General features: G+C 72.3%; 29 protein-coding genes. 6 read left to right on the top strand and 23 right to left on the bottom strand.

The features are described 5' to 3' along the window. Window positions 1–12: 12 nt before the first annotated feature. The 5 genes from AB0B35_RS26930 to AB0B35_RS26910 are packed head-to-tail and all read right to left on the bottom strand — an operon-like array spanning window position 13 to window position 4,615. Window positions 13–1,788: a nickel-dependent hydrogenase large subunit gene (locus AB0B35_RS26930; RefSeq protein WP_361050046.1), complete on the bottom strand. Its 1,776-nt coding sequence runs from the start codon at window positions 1,786–1,788 to the stop codon at window positions 13–15. Window positions 1,789–1,828: 40 nt separating this feature from the next. Beyond that, window positions 1,829–2,884: a hydrogenase expression protein HypE gene (locus tag AB0B35_RS26925; RefSeq protein WP_361050043.1), complete on the bottom strand. Its 1,056-nt coding sequence runs from the start codon at window positions 2,882–2,884 to the stop codon at window positions 1,829–1,831. A gap of 41 nt (window positions 2,885–2,925) precedes the next feature. Then, window positions 2,926–3,684 (bottom strand): SIS domain-containing protein, encoded by a 759-nt coding sequence (locus AB0B35_RS26920; RefSeq protein ID WP_361050040.1) that lies wholly within the window; start codon window positions 3,682–3,684, stop codon window positions 2,926–2,928. Further along, entirely contained in the window at window positions 3,681–3,926 is a 246-nt protein-coding gene (locus tag AB0B35_RS26915; RefSeq protein WP_360536836.1) for a HypC/HybG/HupF family hydrogenase formation chaperone, read from the bottom strand. The genes AB0B35_RS26920 and AB0B35_RS26915 overlap by 4 nt, the downstream gene beginning before the upstream one ends. Continuing rightward, on the bottom strand, window positions 3,923–4,615 hold the full coding sequence (locus AB0B35_RS26910) for a hypothetical protein (protein WP_361050037.1): 693 nt from the start codon (window positions 4,613–4,615) through the stop codon (window positions 3,923–3,925). The genes AB0B35_RS26915 and AB0B35_RS26910 overlap by 4 nt, the downstream gene beginning before the upstream one ends. A gap of 130 nt (window positions 4,616–4,745) precedes the next feature. Here AB0B35_RS26910 and AB0B35_RS26905 point away from each other — a divergent pair, with 130 nt between their 5' ends. Beyond that, on the top strand, window positions 4,746–5,498 hold the full coding sequence (locus tag AB0B35_RS26905) for an ElyC/SanA/YdcF family protein (RefSeq protein WP_361050034.1): 753 nt from the start codon (window positions 4,746–4,748) through the stop codon (window positions 5,496–5,498). A 7-nt stretch (window positions 5,499–5,505) separates the two neighbouring features. Here AB0B35_RS26905 and AB0B35_RS26900 read toward each other — a convergent pair whose 3' ends face one another. From AB0B35_RS26900 to AB0B35_RS26835, 14 genes are all read right to left on the bottom strand, one after another. Next, complete coding sequence (locus tag AB0B35_RS26900; protein ID WP_361050032.1) at window positions 5,506–6,333, bottom strand: SDR family NAD(P)-dependent oxidoreductase; 828 nt, start codon at window positions 6,331–6,333, stop codon at window positions 5,506–5,508. Between the two features lie 88 nt (window positions 6,334–6,421). Continuing rightward, window positions 6,422–7,072, bottom strand: coding sequence for a phosphatase PAP2 family protein (locus AB0B35_RS26895; RefSeq protein ID WP_361050029.1), 651 nt, complete (start codon window positions 7,070–7,072; stop codon window positions 6,422–6,424). Window positions 7,073–7,125: 53 nt separating this feature from the next. After that, window positions 7,126–7,695, bottom strand: coding sequence for a MerR family transcriptional regulator (locus AB0B35_RS26890; protein ID WP_120315523.1), 570 nt, complete (start codon window positions 7,693–7,695; stop codon window positions 7,126–7,128). Between the two features lie 291 nt (window positions 7,696–7,986). Continuing rightward, window positions 7,987–8,451, bottom strand: coding sequence for a bifunctional nuclease family protein (locus AB0B35_RS26885; protein WP_203698458.1), 465 nt, complete (start codon window positions 8,449–8,451; stop codon window positions 7,987–7,989). Window positions 8,452–8,590: 139 nt separating this feature from the next. After that, a complete protein-coding gene (locus AB0B35_RS26880; RefSeq protein ID WP_361050027.1) occupies window positions 8,591–9,328 on the bottom strand; it encodes a MerR family transcriptional regulator in 738 nt (245 codons plus the stop codon). Further along, the gene (locus AB0B35_RS26875) at window positions 9,325–9,765 is read right to left on the bottom strand and encodes an FHA domain-containing protein (protein WP_120315525.1); all 441 of its coding nucleotides are present in this window, start codon (window positions 9,763–9,765) and stop codon (window positions 9,325–9,327) included. The genes AB0B35_RS26880 and AB0B35_RS26875 overlap by 4 nt, the downstream gene beginning before the upstream one ends. A gap of 166 nt (window positions 9,766–9,931) precedes the next feature. Next, the gene (gene gcvH, locus AB0B35_RS26870) at window positions 9,932–10,309 is read right to left on the bottom strand and encodes a glycine cleavage system protein GcvH (protein ID WP_360536822.1); all 378 of its coding nucleotides are present in this window, start codon (window positions 10,307–10,309) and stop codon (window positions 9,932–9,934) included. A gap of 42 nt (window positions 10,310–10,351) precedes the next feature. Continuing rightward, window positions 10,352–11,248, bottom strand: coding sequence for a DUF881 domain-containing protein (locus AB0B35_RS26865; protein WP_361050024.1), 897 nt, complete (start codon window positions 11,246–11,248; stop codon window positions 10,352–10,354). Window positions 11,249–11,256: 8 nt separating this feature from the next. Then, window positions 11,257–11,589 (bottom strand): small basic family protein, encoded by a 333-nt coding sequence (locus AB0B35_RS26860; protein ID WP_203698454.1) that lies wholly within the window; start codon window positions 11,587–11,589, stop codon window positions 11,257–11,259. Continuing rightward, the gene (locus AB0B35_RS26855) at window positions 11,586–12,497 is read right to left on the bottom strand and encodes a DUF881 domain-containing protein (RefSeq protein ID WP_361050021.1); all 912 of its coding nucleotides are present in this window, start codon (window positions 12,495–12,497) and stop codon (window positions 11,586–11,588) included. The genes AB0B35_RS26860 and AB0B35_RS26855 overlap by 4 nt, the downstream gene beginning before the upstream one ends. After that, window positions 12,494–13,108 (bottom strand): CDP-alcohol phosphatidyltransferase family protein, encoded by a 615-nt coding sequence (locus AB0B35_RS26850; RefSeq protein WP_361050018.1) that lies wholly within the window; start codon window positions 13,106–13,108, stop codon window positions 12,494–12,496. The genes AB0B35_RS26855 and AB0B35_RS26850 overlap by 4 nt, the downstream gene beginning before the upstream one ends. Window positions 13,109–13,318: 210 nt before the next feature. After that, window positions 13,319–14,467 carry a cellulose binding domain-containing protein gene (locus tag AB0B35_RS26845; RefSeq protein WP_361050015.1) on the bottom strand — a complete coding sequence of 383 codons (1,149 nt, stop codon included), beginning with the start codon at window positions 14,465–14,467 and terminating at the stop codon, window positions 13,319–13,321. Window positions 14,468–14,636: 169 nt separating this feature from the next. Then, complete coding sequence (locus tag AB0B35_RS26840; protein WP_361050013.1) at window positions 14,637–15,809, bottom strand: hypothetical protein; 1,173 nt, start codon at window positions 15,807–15,809, stop codon at window positions 14,637–14,639. A gap of 167 nt (window positions 15,810–15,976) precedes the next feature. Continuing rightward, on the bottom strand, window positions 15,977–16,447 hold the full coding sequence (locus AB0B35_RS26835) for a nuclear transport factor 2 family protein (RefSeq protein ID WP_361050010.1): 471 nt from the start codon (window positions 16,445–16,447) through the stop codon (window positions 15,977–15,979). Window positions 16,448–16,658: 211 nt separating this feature from the next. Here AB0B35_RS26835 and AB0B35_RS26830 point away from each other — a divergent pair, with 211 nt between their 5' ends. Both AB0B35_RS26830 and AB0B35_RS26825 read left to right on the top strand, forming a co-directional pair. Next, window positions 16,659–17,246, top strand: a complete 588-nt coding sequence (locus tag AB0B35_RS26830; RefSeq protein ID WP_361050007.1) for an alpha/beta hydrolase — start codon at window positions 16,659–16,661, stop codon at window positions 17,244–17,246. A gap of 97 nt (window positions 17,247–17,343) precedes the next feature. Continuing rightward, window positions 17,344–18,315, top strand: coding sequence for a WYL domain-containing protein (locus AB0B35_RS26825; protein ID WP_361050004.1), 972 nt, complete (start codon window positions 17,344–17,346; stop codon window positions 18,313–18,315). Between the two features lie 121 nt (window positions 18,316–18,436). Here AB0B35_RS26825 and AB0B35_RS26820 read toward each other — a convergent pair whose 3' ends face one another. Beyond that, complete coding sequence (locus AB0B35_RS26820; RefSeq protein WP_361050002.1) at window positions 18,437–19,351, bottom strand: SDR family oxidoreductase; 915 nt, start codon at window positions 19,349–19,351, stop codon at window positions 18,437–18,439. A 113-nt stretch (window positions 19,352–19,464) separates the two neighbouring features. Here AB0B35_RS26820 and AB0B35_RS26815 point away from each other — a divergent pair, with 113 nt between their 5' ends. Continuing rightward, window positions 19,465–19,695, top strand: coding sequence for a hypothetical protein (locus AB0B35_RS26815; RefSeq protein ID WP_361049999.1), 231 nt, complete (start codon window positions 19,465–19,467; stop codon window positions 19,693–19,695). A 15-nt stretch (window positions 19,696–19,710) separates the two neighbouring features. Next, window positions 19,711–20,142, top strand: a complete 432-nt coding sequence (locus AB0B35_RS26810; RefSeq protein WP_203698443.1) for an OsmC family protein — start codon at window positions 19,711–19,713, stop codon at window positions 20,140–20,142. Between the two features lie 118 nt (window positions 20,143–20,260). Here the strand turns inward: AB0B35_RS26810 and AB0B35_RS26805 are convergent, their stop codons facing one another. Both AB0B35_RS26805 and AB0B35_RS26800 read right to left on the bottom strand, forming a co-directional pair. Further along, a complete protein-coding gene (locus AB0B35_RS26805) occupies window positions 20,261–21,055 on the bottom strand; it encodes a methyltransferase domain-containing protein (RefSeq protein ID WP_360536799.1) in 795 nt (264 codons plus the stop codon). After that, on the bottom strand, window positions 21,045–21,620 hold the full coding sequence (locus AB0B35_RS26800; protein WP_361049996.1) for an aminoglycoside adenylyltransferase: 576 nt from the start codon (window positions 21,618–21,620) through the stop codon (window positions 21,045–21,047). Before AB0B35_RS26800 ends, AB0B35_RS26805 begins: the two co-directional genes overlap by 11 nt. Before the next feature lie 35 nt (window positions 21,621–21,655). On the opposite strand from AB0B35_RS26800, the gene AB0B35_RS26795 reads away from it, so the two are divergent. Then, window positions 21,656–22,594 (top strand): aminoglycoside phosphotransferase family protein, encoded by a 939-nt coding sequence (locus tag AB0B35_RS26795; protein WP_361049994.1) that lies wholly within the window; start codon window positions 21,656–21,658, stop codon window positions 22,592–22,594. Window positions 22,595–22,712: 118 nt separating this feature from the next. Here the strand turns inward: AB0B35_RS26795 and AB0B35_RS26790 are convergent, their stop codons facing one another. Beyond that, on the bottom strand, window positions 22,713–23,372 hold the full coding sequence (locus AB0B35_RS26790; protein ID WP_361049991.1) for an FCD domain-containing protein: 660 nt from the start codon (window positions 23,370–23,372) through the stop codon (window positions 22,713–22,715). Between the last annotated feature and the right edge of the window lie 96 nt (window positions 23,373–23,468).

Below are 23,468 nucleotides of genomic sequence, written 5' to 3'. Positions count from 1 at the left end.
CGCTCCGCTCGCTCATGATGTCGCACCGGACGCGAAGGCGTGCGGGGTGTGCAGCTTCTTGAGCACCGAACCGTTGCCGGTGTACATGTGCACGCCGCAGGGCAGGCAGGGGTCGAAGCTGCGTACCGCGCGCATGATGTCGATGCCCTTGAAGTTCTCCTGCGAGTTCTCCTCGAAGATCGGGGTGTTCTGCACCGCGTCCTCGTAGGGGCCCGGTGTGCCGAAGCGGTCGCGCACGCTGCCGTTCCAGGGCGTCGGCGGGTACGGGTGGTAGTTGGCGATCTTCCCGTCGCGGATGACCATGTGGTGCGACAGCACGCCGCGCACGGCCTCGGTGAAGCCGACGCTGTTCGCGTCCTTGGGCACCTTGAACGGCTCCCAGGTCTGGGTGCGCCCGGCCCGCACCTCGGCCAGCGCCTTCTCGCAGGCGTGCAGCGCCACGGCGGCCGCGTACGCCTGGAAGTAGGTGCGGGCGCGGTTGCGCTCCAGCGCGTTGCTCCACTTCGGGATCTTCCACTCGAAGGTCGCCTCGGGCCTGGTCAGCGTCTTCGGCAGGTTGATCACGACGCTGTGCCCGGTCGCCTTCACGTAGCCGATGTCGACCAGGCCGGACAGCGCGGTGGACCACAGCCGGGCGATCGGGCCGCCGCCGGTGTCCAGGGCCAGGTGGTCGCTGCCGTCGAACCAGCGCGGCGACATGACCCAGGAGTACGCCCCGTCGAAGTCCCGCTTCTGCGGCTTGGGCAAGGTGTGCTGGTTCCACGGGTGGCGCACGTCGACCGGGTTGCCCAGCGGGTCCCGTTTGACGAAGACCTCCTGGCCCTGCCAGTCGTCGTAGTAGGAGCTGCCGAGCAGGATGCGGATGCCGAGGTTGATGTCGACCAGGTCGTTGGTGACGAGCTTGCCGTCGACCACGATGCCCGGCGTGACGAACATCTTCTTGCCCCACTCGCTCATCCGCTCGTAGGTGAAGTCGCAGTGGTCGGGGTCGTTCAGCGCACCCCAGCAGCCCAGCAGCACCCGCCGCCGGCCGACCTCCTCGTAGCCGGGCAGCGCGTCGTAGAAGAAGTCGAACAGGTCGTCGTGCATGGGCACGACCCGCTTCATGAACTCGACGTAGCGCATCAGCCGGGACAGGTAGTCGGTGAACAGCTGCACCGTGGCGACCGTGCCGACGCCGCCCGGGTACAGCGTGGACGGGTGCACGTGCCTGCCCTCCATCAGGCAGAACATCTCCCGGGTGGACCGGCTGACCTGCAGCGCCTCGCGGTAGAACGCGCCTTCCAGCGGGTTCAGCGAGGTCATGATCTCGGCGATGGTCTTGTAGCCGTGCTGCTCGGCGTGCGGCGCGGGGGTGTTCTTGGCCTTCTCCCACACCCCCGGGTTGGTCTCGCGGACCATCTTCTCGCAGTAGTCGACCCCGACCAGGTTCTCCTGGAAGATGTTGTGGTCGAACATGTACTCGGCGGCCTCGCCGAGGTTCACGATCCACTCGCCCAGGTGCGGCGGCTGCACGCCGTACGCCATGTTCTGGTTGTAGACCGAGCAGGTGGCGTGGTTGTCGCCGCAGATGCCGCAGATCCGGCTGGTGATGAAGTGGGCGTCGCGCGGGTCCTTGCCCTTCATGAAGATGCTGTAGCCGCGGAACACCGACGAGGTGCTGTAGCACTCGACGACCCGGCGGGCCTTCCAATCGATCTTGGTGTAGATGCCGAGGCTGCCGACGATCCGGGTGATCGGATCCCACGACATCTCGACGAGGCCCTCCGCGGCCGTCTGCGTCGCCATGCTCGTCCTCAACGCCTTTCTGACTCGATACGGCCGCTGGTCAGCGGTGGTAGCCGGTGGTGAGCTCGGTGCCCCGGTGCCGCCACTTGGGCTCCTTGTCCACGGTCTTGCCGGTGATGTTGCGCAGGCGGCGGATCATCGCGCCGTACACGCCGCTGCCGGCCGAGGACACGGTCGCACCGGGCGGCTCGTCCATGAACGGCATGAACTTGTCCGGGAAACCCGGCATGGTGCAGCCGATGCAGATGCCGCCCACGTTCGGGCAGCCGCCGATGCCGTTCATCCAGCCGCGCTTGGGCACGTTGCACTTGACGACCGGACCCCAGCAGCCGATCTTCACGATGCACTCGGGCGTGCCGTAGTGCGTGGCGAACTGGCCCTGCTCGTAGTAACCGCCCCGGTCGCAGCCCTCGTGCACGGTCTGCCCGAACAGCCACTGCGGGCGCAGCTTGTCGTCCAGCGGGATCATCGGGGCCTGCCCGGCCGCCTGGTAGAGCAGGTAGGTGATGGTCTCGGCGAGGTTGTCCGGCTGGATCGGGCAGCCGGGCACGCACACGATCGGGATGCCCGCCGCCGAGCGCCAGTCCCAGCCCAGGTAGTCGGGCACGCCCATGGCCCCGGTCGGGTTGCCGGACATGGCGTGGATGCCGCCGTACGTGGCGCAGGTGCCCACGGCGAGCACCGCGAGGGCCTTGGGCGCGAGCCGGTCCAGCCACTCGCTGGTGGTGATCGGCTGCCCGGTGGCCGGGTCGGTGCCGAAGGCGGCCCAGTAGCCCTCTTCCTTGATCGACTCGTTCGGGATGGAACCCTCGACCACCAGCACGAACGGTTCCAGCTCGCCCCGGTCGGCCTTGTGGAACCAGGACAGGAAGTCGTCCGCGCCGCCGTCCGGCCCGCACTCGAAGTCGATCAGCGGCCAGTGCACCGCGATTTTCGGCAGGCCCGGCAGGGCGCCGAGCGCGATCTCCTCGATGCTGGGCTGGGTCGCGGCGGTCAGCGCGACCGAGTCGCCGTCGCAGCTGAGCCCGGCGTTGATCCAGAGTATGTGGATCGGCTGCTCATCGGTGTCAGCAGGCTGTGCCTGTGTTGCGGTCATCAGCGAACACCCCCTGTGTCATGCGGAGCCGCTCCGCGGCCTTAATCGGTCGTCCAGCCTGCGCTTCGCTCCGGCTGTACACCGAGCGGCCGCTCCGACGGTCCCCTAGCTGCCGCCCGCGGGCGGCCTCCCGCGCCGGCCAGCTCCGCCACGGTCAGCTCCCACAGCACGTGGCAGGCGGTGGTCTGCGCCTCCTGGATGCGGTGCACCGACGGCGACCGCACGACGAAAAGGTGGTCCACGGCGCCCGGCTCGGCCAGCCGTCCCCCGCCGCCCCCGCTGAACCCGACGGTGACCATGCCGCAGCGGCGCGCCCGGTCGAACGCGGCGACCAGGTTCGGCGAGTTCCCGCTGGTGGAGAAGCCCACGGCGACGTCACCGGGCCGGGCGTGCGCGGCGACCTGCCGGGCGAACACCGCTTCCACGCCGACGTCGTTGGCCAGCGCGCTGACCACCGCCACATCGACGCTCAGCGCGTACGCCGCCAGCACCGGCGCGCCGTATCCCGCCGGCGGGTCCGCGAACAGGTCGGCGCAGGCCTGCGCGTCGGTCGCACTGCCGCCGTTGCCGAACGCGAACAGCCGCCCGCCGGTTTCCAATGCCACGGCCAGCGCCCGCGCGCACGCGGCCAGCGCCTCGCCCTGCTCGGTGAGCACCTGGGCGCGCAGCGTCGCCGCCTCGCGCAGCTTGCCCGTGGTGGAGACGACCAGCTCGGCCGTGAACGCGTCCACGGCCGGCGCGGGCTGCGCGTACAGGAAGGGGTACAGGGCGCCCAGGTGCGCCGGTGCGGCGTTGCTCACCCGGCCACCTCCGGCAGCACCCGGATGGCCTCGCCGGCGTGCACCAGCACGGTGTCACCGACCCGCGCGGCGACCAGCGCGACGCTGATCTCCTCCGGACCCGCGCCCGCGTCGGCCAGGGCCAGCCCGCCCGCCAGCAGCAGCACCACGGTCGCGGGCACAGCGGTGTCGGAGCAGGTCACACACGACCCGCCGGCCAGGTCGGCCACGGCCCGCAGCTCCGCCGGAATGGCGTGCCTCATGGCGTGGACCCGTCCGGGCCGTGTTCGAGCAGGGCGTGGGTCAGTTCCCAGAGCAGGTGGTACGCCGAGACCTGCAGCTCGCGCAGCACGAGCGGGTCGTCGGCGGGCAGGGTGAGCAGGTGGTCCACCCGCGGCCCCGCCCAGAACCGCCCCGCCAGCGCGACCGTGAGCAGCCCGCGCTCCCCCGCCGCGGCCAGCGCCGCCGCGACCGGCCCCGCGCCACCCGGTCGCGGTCCGTCCTGCAGTTTCAAGGAAACTGCGGCTTCGCCGGGTCGGTTGGGTGCCGTTTCCCCGAGACCGCAGGATGCACCGCGCTGCGGGTCGGCGTTGCGGACCTGGGGGTCGGCGTTGCGGGCATCGGGGTCGGCGTTGCGGACCGTCGGGGCGCATACGGCCAGGGCCAGGTCGACCGGGGCGGCGTGGCGCAGTCGGTGGGCGGCGCGGAAGGCGTGGTGGGCCACCGCGGGCAGGGCGCGTTTGCCGACGATCACCGGGTGCACGAACTCGACCGCGATGTGCCGGGCGTCGGCGTCGTCGTCGCCGAAGGCGTGCAGGACGCCGCCCGCGCGGAACCGCCGGGCCATCGCCGTCGCGGCCGCCACCAGGTCTGCAGCGGACTCGGCCAGGTCTGCCCCGGGCCGCTCGCGCCGCTGCGCGAGGGCCGTGGTCAGCACCGCGGCCGCGGTCATACCTGCCCCCCGTGGCTAGGTTCCGTCCTGACTCACCATAGCGGCGATATCACCGCAAGAGCCGCGAATCGCCCTAGCAACCCCGGATGCGGGTCGCCCCGCGTGGCGGGCATGCGCGATGATGCCGCGCATGGCGTCCCACCTGGAACATCCCGAGAACGGCACCGGCGGCCCCGAGCTGCCGGAGACCGGCACGGCGGCCGAGCCGGCGAGGCGGCGGCCGCGGCGCGGGTGGCGTGTCGCGCGCCGGGCGGTGCTGTTCGGCGTGCTCGCCGCGGTGCTCGCGCTGGTGGGCAGCATCGGCTGGGTGCGCTGGCAGGCCGCCGGGCACGTGTACACGGCCGAGGACGTGCCCGAGGCCCCGGTCGCCCTGGTGCTGGGCGCGCAGGTGCACGACAACGGCTCGCCGTCGGGCTTCCTGGAGGCCCGCCTCGACATCGCCCGCCGCCTCTACGAGACCGGCAAGGTGCGCGCCGTGCTGGTCTCCGGCGACCACGGCCAGTGGACCTACGACGAGCCCGACGCCATGCGCCAGTGGCTGATCGACCGCGGGGTGCCCGACCGCAAGGTGGTCGCCGACCACGCCGGCTTCGACACGTACGACTCCTGCCAGCGGGCCGTCCGGGTGTTCGGGGTGCGGCAGCTCATCGTGATCACCCAGAGCTACCACATCGACCGGGCCGTCGCGCTGTGCCGCGAGGCGGGCATCGACGCCACCGGGGTAGGCGACGACACCGCCCGCCGCTTCGGCTCCTTCTGGACCAAGGCGGTCGTACGTGAGCAGGGCGCCTGCGTGAAAGCCATGCTCGACGTGGTCACCGACCGCGACCCGGTGTTCCTGGGCCGCCACGAGACCGGCGTCGAGGACGCCCTGCGCGACTGACCCGGGCTCAGGCGGCCACGTGGAGGCGGGCGGCGGTGACGTCTTCGAACTCCTTGGTCCGGGCGGTCAGGGCCATGGTCAGGAACTGGCCGGCGTCCTCGCCGACCGGCAGGCGCAGCGGGGGCTCGGCCAGGTCCGCCAGGCGGTGCACCGCTTCGGCGAACAGCTCCGGCGGGTTGAGGTCGGGGTTGCCGCGCATGCCGCGCAGGCCCTCGATCATCGGACCCTCGACCTGCTCGTAGGCGGCCACCCGCTGGCGCGGCATCGCCGCGGACACGCCGTACAGGGTGCTGAAGCCGCCGGGCTGCACGATGGTGACCTTCACGCCCAGGTGCGCGGACTCCTGGGCCAGCGACTCGGCCAGGCCCTCCAGCGCGAACTTGCTGGCCGTGTACGCCGCGAGCCCGGGGAACGGCACCATGCCCGCGATCGAAGAGACGAAGACCGCGTGCCCGCCGCCCTGTGCCCGCCACAGCGGGAGCACCAGCCGGGTCAGCCGCCACGGCCCGTAGACGTTGGTCGCGAACTGCGCCTGCAGCTCCCCGTCGGAGACCTCCTCCACCGCGCCGCACTGGCCGTACCCCGCGTTGTTGACGAGCACGTCGACGCCGCCGAAGTGCCGGGCCGCGGCGGCCACCACGGAAGCGCAGGCGACCGGGTCGCAGACGTCCAGCGCCAGGGTGAGCACCGTGCCGGGGTATCGCTCGGCCAGGTCGGCCAGCGTCTCGGGCCGGCGGGCCGTGGCCACCACTCGCTCCCCGGCCTGCGCCAACCGCTCCACCAGCGCCCGGCCCAGCCCGGTCGAGCATCCCGTCACCAGCCAGCGTCGTGCCATCGGTGCCACCCCTCGCGTCTCCCGCGGTCCCCTGTGGACCGCCGGGTGACCAGACTGGCAGCAGATATGCACGTACGACAATGTAAGATTACGGACGGGAGTGATTACGCCACATAGCGTGAGTCACGATCGCGAGCGGTACCGCCGCCAGCGCGACCAGCCAGCCGCCGAGCACATCGGACGGCCAGTGCACCACCAGCGCCACCCGGCTCGCCCCCACCAGCAGCGCCCAGCCACCGACCCCCGCCACCAGCGCCACCCGCTGCCACCGGGCCCGCAGCAGCGGCCAGGCGAGCACCAGCAGCAGCAACGCCGCGGTCGCGAAGTGGCTGGTGTGCCCGGACGGGTAGGACCAGCCGGCCGCCAGGCCCAGCATCTCCTCCGGCCGGTGCCGGGCCACCAGTGCGTGCACGGTCAGCCGCAGCGCCGCGCTGGCCGCCACCGCCGCGCACACGAATCCCAGCTGCGTGAGCAGCCGGCGGCGCAACAGGAATCCGAGCGTGAATGCGAGCACCGACAGCAGCACGACGGTGTCACCGGTGCGGGTGACCGCGGTCATCGCCGACCGCCACATCGGATACTCCAGCGCCAGCCGGTGCGCGGCCGCGCTGACGACGGCGTCGCGCTCCACCAGCGGTGACCAGGTGGCCTCGACCGCGAAGGTCAGCAGCGCGTACGCCGCCACGGCGGCAGCCGCCGTCCACAGCCAACGACGCAGGACGTCGGGTTGCACCAGCATGGGAAGTTCTTACCGCCCGGCCGTGACGCCGGTCACACGGGGGTGCCGGAAACTCAGCCGGCCCGGCGGCGCGCCCGGCGGGCGGCCAGCTCGTCGGTGACCCCCAGCGGCAGCACGGCCGGTGCGAACGGGGTGACCGTCGCCTCCTCGACCTCGGTGCCGCGCTCGGCGGGCAGGTGCGACAGCGAGCCCTGGATCTCCTTGAACGCGCCGCCGATGGCGATGCCGAACACGCCCTGGCCGCCCTGCAGCAGGTCCACGACCTCCTCCGGCGAGCGGCAGTCGTACACCGAGGTGCCGTCGGAGATGAGCGTGATGGTCGCCAGGTCGTCGGCGTCGTACGCCCGCAGCGTCTCGATCGCGCGCCGGATGTTCTGCAGCGACACCCCGGCGTCCAGCAGCCGCTTGACCACCTTCAGCACGACCAGGTCGCGGAACGAGTAGAGGCGCTGGGTGCCCGAGCCGGACGCGTCGCGGATGCTCGGCACCACCAGCCCGGTGCGGGCCCAGTAGTCCAGTTGCCGGTAGCTGATGCCGACCGCGTGGCAGGCCGTCACGCCCCGATAGCCGAGCGAACCGCCCTGCACGTCCGAGTCCGCATCCTCCGCGACACCGCCGCGCATCGCGGCCGCACCACCGGGACGACCTGGCTCACTACCAGGCGACTGCGGATCATGGAGCTGGTTCATGCGACTACCTCCCGCTGAGTGTCGACTTGGACCAGCCTATAGCGGATCGCGCTGACCGGCGGGGAGGTAACGCCGCGACACGCCACATTCGAGACCCGGAGCGTCACTTTTCGGTGACTGAGTCGTTAGCAGGCTCTCATGCGGAGCCTGCTCCGCGGCCTTAATCGGTCGTCCAGCCTGCGCTTCGCTCCGGCTGTACACCGAGCGGCCGCTCCGACGGGCTCCTTAACTGGCGAAGTCCTCCGGGCGGACCTGCTCCAGGAACTCGCGGAACTTCTCGACCTCGTCCTCCTGCTCGTCCGGGATGATGATCCCGGCCTCGTCGAGCACGCGCTCCGCGCAGCGCACCGGGGCGCCCACCCGCAGCGCCAGGGCGATCGCGTCGCTGGGCCGCGCGGACACCCGCACCGAGTCGCCGATGAGCAGGTCGGCGTAGAAGATGCTGTCCTTCAGCTCGACGATCTCCACGGCCTTCAGCGGCGCCGACAGCGCCTGCAGCAGGTCCCGGAGAAGATCATGAGTGAGCGGCCGGGCCGGCTTGACGCCCTGCTGCTCGTAGGCGATCGCCGTCGCCTCGACCGCGCCGATCCAGATCGGCAGGTAGCGGTCCCCGTCCACCTCACGCAGCAGGACGATCGGCTGGTTGGTGGGCAGTTCGACCCTTACCCCGATCACGCTCAGCTCGCGCACCGTCTCGCCTCCGTCGCGTCTGCCTGGGGCCGGTGTCCGACGGGCCCGCCTCGCGGCGGACCGTACGACACTGCGCCTCTCAGCCTCTCCTACTGCACGCTACACGCCCACGCGCACCCTCGGCTCGTACGACCGCCGGTCAGCCGCCGAGCGCGTCGTTGAGCCCGGAACGCAGCAGCGCCACGTGCAGGCGCTGCGACAGGACCGTCAGCTCGCGCATCGTCTCGGCCGCCCGGGCACGGGCGGTGGGATCCTGCTGGCGCATCAGCGGAGCCACGAGCTGGGCGTAGAGCCCGGCCTCCCGGTCCGCCGCGACCCGGTACGCGCGCAGGTGCCGCGGTTCGACGCCGTACTCGGCGAGCTGCCCGGCCACCTCGGCGACCGCCAGCGCGTCGCCGTCGAACCACTCCCCGGCCCGCGCGGTGACCAGCCCGTGCCGTTCCAGGTCGGCCAGCAGCGCCTCGGTGATCCCGGCGCGGTGGCACAGCTCCTGGCGGCGCAGCCGCTCGTCGACCGGCTCCGCCACGGCCTCGGGCCGGTGGTCGTCGCCGACCGCGACGAGGGTCGGACGCGCCTGGGTCAGGTGCGCGCCTTCGGACAACTGCTCGCGGATGACGCGCAAGGGCAGATACTGGTCACGCTGCGCGGCAAGGATGAAACGCAGCCGCGCCACGTCCTCGCGGCTGTATTTGCGGTAGCCGGACGACGTGCGCTGCGGCTCGACCAGACCCTCCGTCTCGAGGAATCGCAGCTTCGAGATGGTGATGTCCGGAAAATCGGAACGCAGCAGCCCGAGCACCTCGCCGATGCTCATCAGCGCCTGTGCCCGCGCCGCCCCGCTCCCGCCGCCGGCCGACGCCGGCACCGCTGCTGTCATGCCTCCTCGGCGCGCGGGCCGGCCACGTACAGCAGGCGGAACTTGCCGACCTGCACCTCGTCGCCGTTGTTGAGCGTGGCCGACTCGACCCGCTCCCGGTTGACGTACGTGCCGTTGAGGCTGCCCACGTCGCGCACGGTGAACGTGGACCCGTCCCGGTGGAACTCGGCGTGCCGGCGGGAGACCGTCACGTCGTCGAGGAAGATGTCGCTGTCGGGGTGACGGCCACTCGTCGTCACGTCGTGGTCGAGCAGGAAGCGGGCGCCCGCGTTGGGGCCACGACGCACCACCAGCAGGGCCATGCCCGGCGGCAGCTGTCCCGAGACCCGCCCCGGGACTACGTCAGACTCCGGCCCTTCCAGCGCCTCCTCCAGGGAGCCGAGGTGCAGGGTCGACGTGACGTCGAGCTGGGGGAACTCGTCGTCTGGTCGCGTCATCGGACCACCTCACGGTCATATCGGCCACGTATCCGTGGAACTGCTATGGGCACCGGGTAGGGCATTACTCGACGTCAGCGGCGAGCTTAGGGAGCGAGCCTAGCGACCCTGGAAATGAAGGGTCAACCGGACTCGCGGGTCCCGATTCACGCCCCTGAATGAAGGTTCAGCTCTGGGTCAGCTCACGGTACGCTGCCGCGTCGAGAAGCGCATCCAGCGCGGACGGATCGGCGATCTCGATTTCGACGAGCCAGCCCTCGCCGTACGGGTCGGTGTTGATCAGGTCGGGCGAGTCGACGAGGGCCTCGTTGCGGGCGGTCACCGTGCCGCTGAGCGGGGCGTAGATCTCCGAGACGCTCTTGGTGGACTCGACCTCGCCGAAGGACTCGCCCGCCGCCACGACCTGGCCGGTCTCGGGCAGTTGCACGTACACGATGTCGCCCAGCGCGTCCTGCGCGAAGTGGGTGATGCCGACCCGGACCGACCCGCCCTTCGTGGTGACCCACTCGTGCTCGGCGGTGTACTTCAGGTCCTCAGGAATCACGGTCGTGCCCTTTCGCTCCAGGCCGTCGTGTGGCCGTGCCCGTCAGGAGACGGGCTTCGCGTACTCCAGGTTCGGCGTGCCCCGCACCGTGGTGATGTCGACCGGGTGCGGATCACTGACGATCACGTTACCGCCGTCGCCGCGCACATCGTCAACCACCCCGCCGCGGAACTCCATGGCCTTGTCCAGGTCCTCCGGGCCGATCGCGGTCACCGTGTACGGCCCGGTCAGCCGCACCCCGTCGACCTCGATGCCACCGCCGCCGGCGTCGACGAAGTGGGTGGATGCGATCACCCGCACCGAGCCGCCGGTCCCGTCGACCTGGATCGCCTCCGCGCCCGCGCCGCGCAGCTCCTGGATCGCGTTGACCAGGTGCTCCGCGGTGATCGGCTCGGCGCCGTCGGAGAAGGTCAGGGTGATGCCGGAGCCCTGGGCCTTGAGCGTGCCCGCCAGGATGCCCAGGTCGTCGGCGCGCTCCTGGGCCTCCTTGAGGATCTGCTCCCGGCTGGACGCGCCGGAGGCCAGCTCGCGCTTGTTCGCCTCCAGCTCGGCGATGTCCTGGCGCAGCCGGGCCGCCCGCGAGTCGAGGTCGGCGAGGATGACGTAGAGGTCCTCCTCGCGCAGCGACTGGTAACCCTCGTCCGCGGAGTTGCTCTTGAGCTGGACGGCCAGCGTGAAGCCGAGCAGCACCAGCAGCAGGCCGATGACGGCGCCCGCACCGCTGAGCCGCCGCTTCGCGGTGCCGTCCGGGGCGTCGTTCGGAGCATCGTTCACGGCGTCGTCGGAGGCGCCCGCCGCCGGCTCCGGCCGCTCGTCCGACCCCGTGTCGCCGGGCTCCGGGGCGCCGGCCGCCGCGGTGTCCGCGGGCGCGCTCGACACGGGCACGGTCGGCTCGTCGCCCTGCCCGGGGTCTATCGGCTGAGTCTTCTCGTCGCTCACCGCTGCACCTAAGCCTTGAACAGCCGACGCCGGATCGCCGCCACGTTGCCGAAGATCCGCACGCCGAGCACGACGACGACACCGATGGACAGCTGGCCACCCACCCCCAGCTTGTCACCGAGGTACACGATGAAGGCCGCGACCAGGACGTTCGAGATGAACGAGATGACGAACTGCTTGTCGTCGAAGATCCCGTCGAGCTTGGCGCGCAGGCCGCCGAAGACCGCGTCCAGCGCGGCCACCACGGCGATCGGCAGGTAGGGCTGCAGCGCGTCCGGAACGGTGGGGTTGAGCACGACGCCCAGCACCACCCCGGCGATCAACGCCAGTACTGCGATCACTTGCCACCTCCCGAGGGCGAGGTTGAGGGTGCGGGCGAGCCGGAGGGCGAGGGCTGCGGCACGCGGGCGAACTGCAGCCGCGGCATCACCGCCGCCGGCAGCTCCAGGTCGTCCTTCTCGTCGACGTCGAAGCCGACCTCGAAACGCTTGTCGTCGCGCAGGTTGCGGAAGTTCTCCGCGGCCGGCGAGTCGTTGAACTTGTCCGCCATGTCCGAGGGCCCGATCGCGGCCACCGAGTACGGGCCGATGATGTGCGCGTTGCCGATCAGGATCGCCGAGCCGGCGGTGCGGATCGGGGTGACCGAGGTCAGCCGCCGGCCGTTGACCGAGATCGCCTCCGCACCGGCCGCCCAGAGCGCGTTCGTGACCTGCTGCAGGTCGTAGTCGAGCACGCGGGCCAGCCGCTCGGTGCCCGCGTTGGGACCGTCGGTGAGGGTGACCACCACGCCGTCGCCGGTGACCTTGCGCACCCCGGTCGCGGCCTCCAGCTCGCGCAGCCGGCCGATGGCCGTGTCGTCCAGCGCCTGCTCCCGCAGCCGGTTCACCTCGTCCTGGAGGCCCTCGGCGGTCTGGTCGAGCTTGTCGGTGTCCGCGGTGCGCCGCTGGATGTCCTTGATCAGCTCGGTGCGGGTGGTGGCCCGAGCGGGCGCCCGCGCGATGACCTGCTGGTAGGCCACGGTGAGCAGCACGCCGATGAGCATGCAGGCAATCACCGTGAAGCCGCGGCGGGTCCATCGGGTGGCGGGCGGCAGCGGTCCGCGCTCGCGACGGGCACGAGCCGCGTCGGTGTATCCGCCGTCGAGCGGGTCCTGGAACAGGTCGGTCAGCATGTCCGTCTGCCACACCCGCTGCCCCGACGGCGGCGTGGACACCTGCCGCGACAGCTCCGATTCCGGGCCGCCGCTCACGCCGCCACCTGCCGGGAGCGTCGCACCACCGCGGCGAACTGCACGAGGTAGAAGATGCCCGCGATCCAGTACAGGACGATTCCCCACCAGCACAGCGCCCAGCCGCTCGCGTACGCGACGGTGTGCACCGGGCCTGTCGGCACGGCCCAGGCGAGAAGCAGGATCGGGAAGCCCATCAGCAGGATGAAGGTGGCCGTCTTACCGATGTAGTGCACGGGCAGCGGGCCGTAGCCCAGCTTGCGCAGCACCGGGAAGGTCAGCATCAGCAGCACGTCGCGAGCCAGCAGCGCGACCGTGAACTGCCAGGGCACGATGTCGCGCACGGTGAACGCGAGCAGCGTGGCGAGGATGTAGAGGCGGTCTGCCGCCGGGTCGAGCAGCTCGCCGACGCGGCTCACCTGGCCGAGCCGGCGGGCCAGGTAGCCGTCGATCCAGTCGGTGGTGCCGCCCAGGCCCAGCACGACCACGGCCCAGCCGATCTCGTCGGCGACCAGGAAGAGGTAGAGGAAGACCGGCACGCCGAGCAGGCGGGCGAAGCTGATCAGGTTGGGGATGGTGAGGATGCGATCGCGCGATGGCACGCGCGTCTCGCCCAGCGGCTGCTGAGCCACCGAGGCCTCCCCTCCGCCGCCGGCTGTAAAAGCGACAGCCGGCGCAGGCCGGCCGTATTCACCCGAATCTGAAGGACATGATCCGCCGATTCACGACCCCCAGTTGTACCACGTTGCCCAGGGCGGTTGCCGACACGGCGGCAGGCGTCGGCGACGGTGCGGGAAAAGGGCGTATCCGCCGTACGGATACGCCCTTTTTGTCCATTTTTATCAGAGGGCGGTGCAGACGGGCACGGGGGTGCCGTTCGTGCCGGTCTGGCTCGCCAGGAAGCCGGCGGCCGTGCCCGCGCCCGGTGCCAGCAGCCCGTTCCAGCTGACGTTGAGCGCGGTGACCGAGGAACCGGTCTGGGTGAACTGGCCGTTCCAGCTCTGCGTGATCACCTGGCCGTTCGGGAAGGTGAACCGCACCGACCAGCCGCTGATCGCGACCGTGCCGTTGTTGACCACCCGCAGCTCACCCTGGAACCCGCCCGGCCACTGCTGCCCGACGATCACGTACGTCGCCGTGCACGACTTGCCGGCACCGCCCGACGGGGACGGCGACGGCGACGGCGGGCGCGACGGGCTCGGCGAGACCGAGGGCGACGGCGAGGCCGACGGGCTGGGCGAGGCCGACGGGGACGGCGGGTTCGACGGCGTCACCCCGCTGAGCGCCGCGGTCAGCGCCGGGTACCAGCGGTCCGACATCTTCTGGTCGCCGGCCGCGTTGGGGTGCACCCCGTCGTAGGTGTCGGTCGCGGTGTTGAAGTTCGTCCACTGGTCGACCACGGTGATCGGCGACTGCGCGGTGGTCTTGCCCGCCGCCCAGGCCGGGATGGCGTTGTTGAACGAGACCACCCGCGCGGCGCACTCGGCGCAGCTCGACGGGTTCATCGGAATGATCTTCGCCACCAGGATCTTCATCGCCGGATTGCTGGCCCGCATCTGGTCGACCAGCTTGCCGAAGGCGGTGAGGATCTGCGTGCTGGGCAGGTTGGACCACACGTCGTTGGTGCCGAGGTGCATCAGCACGACGTCCGGCAGGGTGGCCGACAGCCAGCCGACCAGCTGGTTCTGGTTGGCGATGTTGGTGGCCAGGAAGCCGCCGTGGCCCTCGTTGTCGCCGTCGTGGGCGACCCCGCAGCCCTGCGCCGGCAGCGTGCCGACCATGTCGATGTTGGTGTAGCCGGTGCTCTGCAGCCGGTTCCACAGCGTCGCCCGCCAGCAGCCGGGCGAGCCGGTGATCGAGTCGCCGAGCGCCATGATGCGGGTCGGGGCGGCGGCGGCGCTGCCGGTGGGAGCGGCCACGACGACGGCCGTCGCGGCCACGAGTGTGCCCAGCAGCGCCGTCAGCGCTGCCCTCACGGTGGGCCTGGACATGAGCGAATCCCCTCACTGGGACGCGCGAAGCCGCCCGCTGCCCACGCGGAGGACCCCACGCTGGTACGAGACAGGACGCCGACGCGGCACGGCGCGGTCGGCGAGATCAGGGTGCGGCCCGGCTCCCGGGGGCCGTCAGAGCCCGCCGTCGATATTAGAGGGTGCGCGGCTACGGCGAAACCGAGCTGACCAGCAGCATGAACAGCAGCGCCACCGCGACGATGCCGACACATGCCGCCACCAGCACCAACGTGTGCTGAGGCAGCCGCCGCGCGACCGGCTCGGCCCCTCGGCGGCCGGCGGCCCGCTCCGGCTCGGCCGGCTGCGCGGGCGGTTCCGTGAGGTACGGCGGCAGGTACACGGTCGCGCTGAACGCCGGTGCGGCCAGCACCGACGGAGGCTCGTACCCGGCCGGGGTCAGATGGTCCCACACCGCGGCCCGCTCCTCCTGCGGCGGCGCCCATCGGGCGGTCTCGTCCGGCGCGACGGGCGGCACGTCGCCCGCCCATGCCGCGGGCTGCTCGACGTCGCGCAGCCGGTGCGCCCAGGAGTCCTCCGGAGCCGGGTCGGGCTGTGGCGCGGCAGCCGGCGGCGGGTCCGCGGGCCGGGCCGGGCGCTGCTGCCCGGCGAGTTCCACCGGGGAGATCGGGGTGTCCGGGATCAGACCGACCCCGCACCGGTGGCGCGGGTCGGCGACGGCCCGGGCGGCCGCGGTGATCATCGTGTGCACCGGGTCGGCGGGGCCGAGCCCCGCGGCGTGCTCGCGGGCCTCGGTCAGCAGCTCGTGCGCGTCGTTGAAGCCGCCGCAGTCGCGCCACATGGCAGCCAGCCGCAGCTGCATCCGGATGCCGACCGGATGCGCCGCGCCGTGCCGCCGCCGGTGCTCGTCGATCACCGTGGCCAGACGCAGCCGCGCCGTCACGCAGTGGCCCTGGGCGTGCTCGACGGTGGCCAGGTCGCCGCGCGCGGCCAGCACCCGGTCCGAGTCCGGCCCGTCGAGGTCGGCGTACGCGGCGATGAGGTCGAGGTAGCGCTGCACCGCGCGGGCGTGCACCCCCACCCTGGCCAGCACCGCGGCCAGCAACCCGAGCGCGTGCAGGGTGCGCCGGTCGCGCTCGCCGTACAGCGCCCGCGACGCCGCGAAACCGTACGCGGCCCAGCCCCGGGCGGCGTACGGCTCCCCCAGCCCGAGCAGCACTCCGGTCTGCAGCACCACCGCCTCGGCGACGACCGGGGTGGCCTGGGCCGGGTCGGTGGGCACCGTGCCCAGTGCCGCGGACAGCAGATCGTGTGCGGCCGACAGCGTCCCGGCCGCGACGTGCTCGCGTGCCCGTGCCACCACGTGCTCTCCGACCGGCATCGCCGCCCGCACCCCCTCGTCACCCGATCGCGGACCGCCACCATGCCGCGTGGAGGCCCTCGGGCGCCAGCCCCGGGAGGGTTACGTCACCAACCTGACCCGCCACCGCCGACCGGCGAACGGTCGGCGGTGGCGGCGGGGCGCCTCGCTCAGACCACCGGCAGCGGTGAGCTGACATCCAGGATGATCTTCCATTTGCCGCGCTCGCGGACGAAGGTGAGCGCGTTGTAGAAGTGCTGCTTGAAGCCCACCGACGGGATGGCCAGCGTGAAGTCGACCACCAGCGTCGCGCCACGGCAGCCGTCGATGTGCTTGCTCACCTCGGGAAACGTGGCCGTGAAGTCATAGGCGAACAGCCCGGTGAAGTTGGCCTGGATGGCGGCCTTGTCCTTGCGGTACGCCCCGTTGGAGCCGATCTGCACGGCGTCGTCGTGGTAGTACGCCATGACCTTGGGCAGGTCCTTGGCCAGGAAGACCGCGTCGAAGTCCGCCACCGCGGCGTCGAAGTGCCGCTCGCAGCCGCGCGCCGTGTCACCCGCACCCGCGCCCGCGGCGCCGGGCACCGCCAGCAGCACCGCCAGGCCCAGCGCCGCCATTGCCGCCGCATACCACTTGCGCACGTTTCCTCCAGCAGTCCAGGTGAGACAGTCGCTCACATCGACCACGATCATAAGAAGTTGATCGATACGAACACCTTGGACGATCAGCCCGACAACGCGGCCCGGTCGGCGGTCACGTCCGCGCGAAATCCGGACCCGGGACGGCCCGCTGCCGGTGTAGGTCCGACCGCGTGGGCCGCCGCCCGCGCTCGAACCGACCTAGGATCGGGCCATGACCCGCCCGGAGACGGCGCACCCCTGGCCGAGATTCCCCGACCGCCACCAGGCCGACCCCGACCGGCTGGCGATCATCCTGCCCGGCGGCGGCTACACGCCTGCCCGGCCGCTGCTGCACCTGGCCCGCAACGTGCTCGCCCATCACGGCTGGAGCGTGCGGGAGCTGTGGTGGACCCCGCCCGCCACCATCGACATGGACGAGCGCGCCGCCTGGGTCGTCGCACAGGCCGTCGCCGCCGTCGAGGCCGAGTCCGCGAAGCGGATCATGCTGGTCGGCAAGTCGCTGGGCACGTTCGCCGCGCCCGTCGCCGCCGAGCGCCGCCTGCCCGCGATCTGGCTGACGCCGCTGCTGTTCCACCCCTCGGTGGTCGACGCACTCGGGGCGACCGAGGCGCCCACCCAGCTCATCGGCGGCACCGGCGACCACTCCTGGGACCCTCGGATGGCCGACGACCTCGGCCTGGCCTGCCTGGAACTGCCCGGCGCGGACCACGCGCTGGAGCACCCGGACGACCCGGTCCGCAGCGCGGAGAACCTGGTCCGCGTCACCCGCTGCGTGCACGGGTTCGTGGCCCGGCTGTGAACGACACCCTCGGTCCGCCACCGGCTCGCGGCAGCGGGGCGCGACGCCGCGCGCCGGGTCCGGCACGCGGGGGCGCACACCTGCCGAGCCCGCGCGGATGAAGGCGTCGCGGCTGGTGTCGCTGCTGCTCACGGTGCAGCAGCGGCATTCGGTGCGGGCCGCCGAGCTGGCGTCGCTGTTCGAGGTGTCGGTGCGCACCGTGTACCGCGACGTCGCCGCGCTGCAGGCCGCCGGGGTGCCGCTGTGGACCGAGCCCGGCCGTGCCGGGGGCATCCGGCTGCTGGAGGGCTGGCGCACCCGCCTGGACGGGCTCACCGGCGCCGAGGCGGCCGCGCTGTTCGCCGGTGCGGCCCCGGAGGCGCTCGCCGAGCTGGGCCTCGGTTCGGTGCTGCTGGCCGCGCAAGCCAAGGTGCTCGCCACGCTGCCCGAACCACTGCGCGACCGGGCCCGCACCATCGCCCAGCGATTCCACCTGGACGCGCCCGGCTGGTTCCACCGCGGCGAGGAGCTGCCGCACCTGATGACCGTCGCCGAGGCGGTGTGGGAGCAGCGCCGCATCACCGTGCGCTACCGGCGCGCCGACAGCTCGGTACGCCGCGAGCTGGAGCCGTACGGCCTGGTCCTCAAGGCCGGTGTCTGGTACCTCGTGGCCCGGGTGCCGGCCGACGACGCCGTGCGCACCTACCGGCTGGCCCGGGTCATCGCCGTCGAGGCGGCAGGCGAGGTGTTCGAGCGGCCCGAGCAGTTCCGGCTCGCGCAGTGGTGGGCGGAGTCGGCCGCCTCGTTCGACCGTTCGCTGCTGCGCGACCTGGTCCGGCTCCGGGTGAGCCCGCGCGGCCTGCGCCTGCTGCCGCTGGTCACCGACCCCGCGGCCCGCGGCGAGGCCGTCCGGCACACCGGCCCGCCCGATGCGCAGGGCTGGTGCGAGGTGGAACTGGCCGTCGAGTCACCGGCCGTCGCCCTCGGCCAGCTGCTTCCGCTGGGCGCCGAGGTCGAGATCCTGGCCCCCGCACGGCTGCGGGCCGAGTTCGCAGCCGTGGGCGCGGCGATCGCCGCCCGCCACGCCTGAGCCGCGCAGGTATTCCTCCGCGCGCGGCCACATCATTTTCGCTGTATGTACATCAAAGAAGATGTGGCCGCGTCACGTCATGTCCGCCGCCACCCGCTCACGGAGGGTGCTCGACCACCGGCTAGCGGTAGCCGGCAGGGTCGATCGGGCCGTTCTCGGCCGTGCCGTGCTCGGCGAAGTAGCTCCAGATGTCGGGGACCGAGCCGTCCACGTCGGTGAGCCCGTACGCCCGCGCGAGCGACGTGCTGGACAGCGAGCTGCCCGTCCACCGGGCGCGGTCGGGATCGGCGGCCAGCGCCGCCACGCCCCGGCCCAGGTAGGCGGGGGTCTCCGACAGAATGAAGTGCGGCTCCTTGGCCGCCCCGTCGCGCCAGTTCTGCTCGGTGACGCCGAAGTGGTCGAGCATCGCCTCCGAGCGCAGGAAACCCGGCGTGACCACGACCGCGGTCCCGCCGTACGGCTTGAGCTCGGCGGACTGGGCCAGGGCGATCCGCGACACCGAGGTCTTGGTCAGGTCGTAGAAGAAGGAGTCGCGGTACTTGCGGTTGAACTCGTCGGTGCCGTCGGTGACCTCGACGACCAGCCCGCCCGGGTTACGGACCAGCAGCGGCAGCGCGGCGTGGCTGGTGATGATGTGGGTGTGCAGGCCGAGTTCGAGCATGCGCAGGCCGCCGTCGAGCGACTGCTCCCACAGCGGCTTGCCCCACTCGGCGTAGGCGTCGCCGCCCCATACGTCGTTGACCAGGATGTCGAGCCGCCCGTGCGCGGCGTCGACCCGCGCCACCAGCGCCCTGACCTCGTCGGGCACGAGGTGGTCGACACGCACCGCGATACCCTCGCCGCCGGCCGCGGTGACCAGGTCTGCGGTGTCCTCGATGGTCTCCGGCCGGTCCATCTCGGACCGCTGCGCGCGGGTGCTGCGACCGGTGACGTAGACGGTCGCGCCCGCCCGGCCGAGTTCGACCGCGATCGCCCGCCCGCACCCCCGGGTCGCGCCCGCCACCAGGGCGATCTTTCCGTGAAGGTTCTCCTGCATGGGTCCATCGTCGCGGCATATCCTGACACTTCCCGTCAGGTTTGCCCCGGCGTTTCAGCACCCCGGCTCGGCGTGCCGGGTCGCGCGAACTCGCCGTGCGGCACGGCGCCGTGATGCACGCCATCGAAGTGGTGTGCGGCGATGAGGCCGAGCACCGCCGCCGGGTGCGGGCCCGGGTTCCCGAGCACGACCAGGCGTTCCAGCCCAGCTGGGACGAGGCGCGGGCGCGGGAGTTCGTCCCGTGGCGGCAGCCGCGCCTGCTCGTGGACACGTGCGTGGGCGACACGCCCACACACGTGCGTCTCATATTGGGGGCCATTCGCGGGCACGCCGCGCCCGCGTGAGCTAGCGTCGGGCCCATGCCTATTCGCACCGCAACAGCCCGCTGGCAGGGAACGCTCACCGAGGGGTCCGGCACCATCGCGACCGGCAAGGGTGGCCTGCAGGGCAACTATTCGTTCAAGTCCCGTTTCGAGGAAGGTGAGGGCACCAACCCCGAGGAGCTCATCGCCGCCGCGCACTCCGGCTGCTTCTCCATGGCGTTCTCCAAGCAGCTGTCGGACGCGGGTTTCCCGCCCAACGCCGTGGTGACCAACGCCAACGTCCACCTGGACAAGACCGACGCAGGCATGACGGTGACCCGGATCGACCTGGTCACCACCGGCGACGTGCCCGGCATCGACGAGGCGCAGTTCCAGAAGCTCGCCGAGGCCGCCAAGGCCGGCTGCCCGATCTCCCGCCTGCTGTCGCCCGGCGCCGAGATCACGCTCAGCGCCACGCTCCAGGCGTGACCGGAGCCCGGCGCGGCCGCTGAACAGCGCTCGCGCCGGGACTTCACCGCAGACCTGCCACCGGGTCGGGACCAGCGGCCAGCCCGCCGGCCCCGACCCGGACGTGTGTCCACCCCCGTCAGGCCGGGCGGCGGGCGACCGTGAGCAGGTGCGAGCCCGCGCCCCACAGCTCGCGTACGCCTTCGAGCTCGCGCATCACCGCCAGCGCCTGCGCGGTCCGCTGCTCGTCGGCGAGGATCTCCGGCAGCCGCGCCATCATCCACAGCGGACCCTCGATCGCGGCGATCCGCTCCAGTTCCAGCCCGGCCTCGGCCACCTCGACCGGCAGTTCGTCCGGCCGGTGAAAGTACGCGGTGGTGAACCAGTTCGGCACCGCGTCAGGGTTGCGGTGCACACCGGTGGCGAGGGCGCCTTCCACCATCCCGGCGAACACCGGGTCGTCGAGGTGGCCCTTGGCGAAACCGTCGAGCAGCGAGGCGTACCGGCTGATCGTCGCCGCGAGCACCAGCCCGCCGGGGCGCACCACGCGGCCGGCCTCGCGCCAGGCCGCGATCCGGTCGGCCCGGTCGATCAGGTGGTACAGCGGACCGAACAGCAGCACCACGTCCCGGCTCGCGTCGGGCTCGTCGAGCCGGCGGGCGTCGCCCACGGCCGCGGTCACCCCGGGCAGCGCCGACGCCGCCGCCACGTGCTCGGGCAACGGATCGACGACGTGCACGGCGTGTCCGGCCGCGGCCAGCGGGCCCGCGTACACGCCGGTGGCCCCGCCGACGTCGAGCACGGCCAGCGGGCCGGGCGGCAGCAGCCTTGCGAGCAGGTCCCAGGTGCGCAGGAACTCCCAGCGCCCGGACCCCGCGTCGAGGCGGCGGGTCTCGCCGCCGCGCTGGTAGTACCGGGTTACCTCAGTCAGCATGCCAGTGATCCTGCGCGGTCGCGCCGGACCCGGCAAACGGGTTTCGGCCGGTGAGCGCCGCGGTCAGCAGCTCGATGTCGGCGCGGTCCTTGTCGCGGCGGGGCAGGCCGGGCACCCATACCGGCATCATCTTCTTGATCTCGATCTGTGCCTGCGGGGTAACGATGGGGCAGGTCAGGCCGTCGAGGTGACCGGGCGGGCCGTCGAGCATGCCCGACGGCCAGCGCGCGCCCGCGTGCGGACCCGCCGGCACCACCGCCTGCCCCTCGGCGTCCCGGCCGAGCAGGGCCACGCCGAGGTCGACATCGCCGCGCAGGAAGTCGCGCTGCAGCCGCCGGTCGTGCTCGCCGTATTCCTCGAAACCCAGCTCCACCAGCACAACCGTCAGCCGGTCGGCGTCGGCGGCCCAGCAGAACCAGTCGACGTCGGCATGCGGGCGGGTGATCCGGCCGAGCTGGAAGTCCATCGCCCAGCCGCCGCGCAGCCATACCGCGATGCCTTGCCGGTCGAGGCGGGCAGTGATCTCCGCGATCGCCGCGAGCTGCAACTCTGTCCGAACGTCCACCTCGCGATGGTAGGCGGCGCCGGTAGTCTCACCGCGTGACGGAGCCGGAACTGCTGGTGCCCCCGACCCTGGGCGTCGTCGCGTCGATCGGCGACCTGGCCGAGGGCCGGGCCTGGTTGGACGCGCTGCCGGAACTCATCGGCGAGCTGCGCGACGGCTGGGCGCTGCGGCTGGGCGCGCCGTGGACCGGCGGCTCGTGCTCGTGGGTCGCGCCCGTGGAGCTGCCCGACGGCCGCGCGGCCGTGTTGAAAATCAGCTGGCCGCATCCGGAGATGATGGGCGAGGCCGCCGCGCTGCGGGTGTGGCAGGGGCACGGCGTGGTCACCCTGCACGCGCACGACGCCGTACGGCACGCGATGCTGCTGGAACGGGTGGACCCCGGCACGACGCTCGGTGACCGCGACTGGCTGCCCGCCGAGGAGCGGCTGCTCGTCGCGGCGCGGCTGCTGGCCCGGCTGTGGTCGGCGCCGGTCGGCGACGCGAGCGGGTTCGACCTGCTGAGCCACGTGACCGCGCGCTGGGCCGGGCTGGTCGAGCAGCGCATGGAGCGGCTGCGGCCCGGCTTCGATCCCGGGCTGGTGGCGCACGGCATCCGGCTGCTGCGCGAGCTGCCCACCACGGCGCTGCGGCGGGTGCTGGTGCACGGCGACATCAATCCCGGCAACATCCTGGCCGGGCAGCGCGAGCCGTGGCTGGTCATCGACCCCAAGCCGATGTACGGCGACCCGGGCTACGACCCATGGAAGCTCGTCGAGCAGATCGACGACCCGTTCCGGCACCCGGACCCCGCCGCCGTGCTGCGGCGACGGTTCGCGATCTTCGGCGAGGTCACCGGCGAAGACCCGGCGCGGCTGGCGGCCTGGGCCACGGCCCGGCGGGTCGAGGACTCGCTGTGGTGGGTGTCCCGCGGCAACCAGCCCAGCCACCGCGCCATGGCCGAAGCAGCCGTCCTGGCCTCCGTCGCCGGCCTGTAATTCTCACTGGTCGAGCTTCGACAACCGCTCGAAGTCGAATCCGCCCTCCTCGGCGATCGTCTGCAAATCGGCCAGCGCTCGTCCGCGGCGCGCACGGCTCTGCCCGACGACAAGCAAGCTATGCGGCCTCGAGGAAGGCGCCGGCGGCGCGGGCGGCGCGGTCGGGGTCGGCGGCGCGGATGGCCTCGACGAGGTCGTCGTGGGCGACGTACTTGTCGGGGGTGAGGGTCTCGCCGATCTGCTGGCTGAGGCTGGCCCGCAGCGCGCCGCCGAAGGAGGCGTAGAGCTCGGCGAGCATGGCGTTGTGAGCGGCCGCGACGATCGCGACGTGCAGGTCGGCGTCGGTGGCCACGAACGCCGCCGCGTCGCCGTCGCGCCACAGCTGCTCGCGCCGGGCCAGCAGCGTGTCCATCTTCTCCAGGTCGGCGGGCGTACGCCGGACCGCGGCGAGCCGCGCCGCCTCCACCTCGAAGGCACGGCGGACCTCGACGGCCTCGGCGACCTCGGCGGCGGCCAGCCTGCGGGCGACCACGCCGGTGAGCTCGTGGGCGGCGGTGACGTAGGTGCCGGAGCCCTGACGGCACTCCAGGACCCCGGCGTGCACCAGGGCGCGCACCGCCTCGCGGACCGTGTTGCGGCCCACGCCCAGCGCCGCGACCAGGTCGGGTTCGGTGGGGATGCGGCTGCCGACGGGCCACTCGCCGGTCGCGACCTGCGTACGCAGCTGCTCGATCACCTGGGGCACCAGGGTCTGGCGGGAGGGGGTGCGCAGTGTCATTGCTTACATCTCCGGTCCGAAATTCATCCCATGATTCTACGATCGGAGGTATGCCACCGCCAGTCACCGCCGTCGAAACGCCGCCGATCGTGTCGC

The organism is Catellatospora sp. NPDC049133, from assembly GCF_040648455.1.
Lineage (GTDB): Bacteria > Actinomycetota > Actinomycetes > Mycobacteriales > Micromonosporaceae > Catellatospora > Catellatospora aurea.
This window is presented reverse-complemented; position numbering and strand designations above follow the sequence as displayed.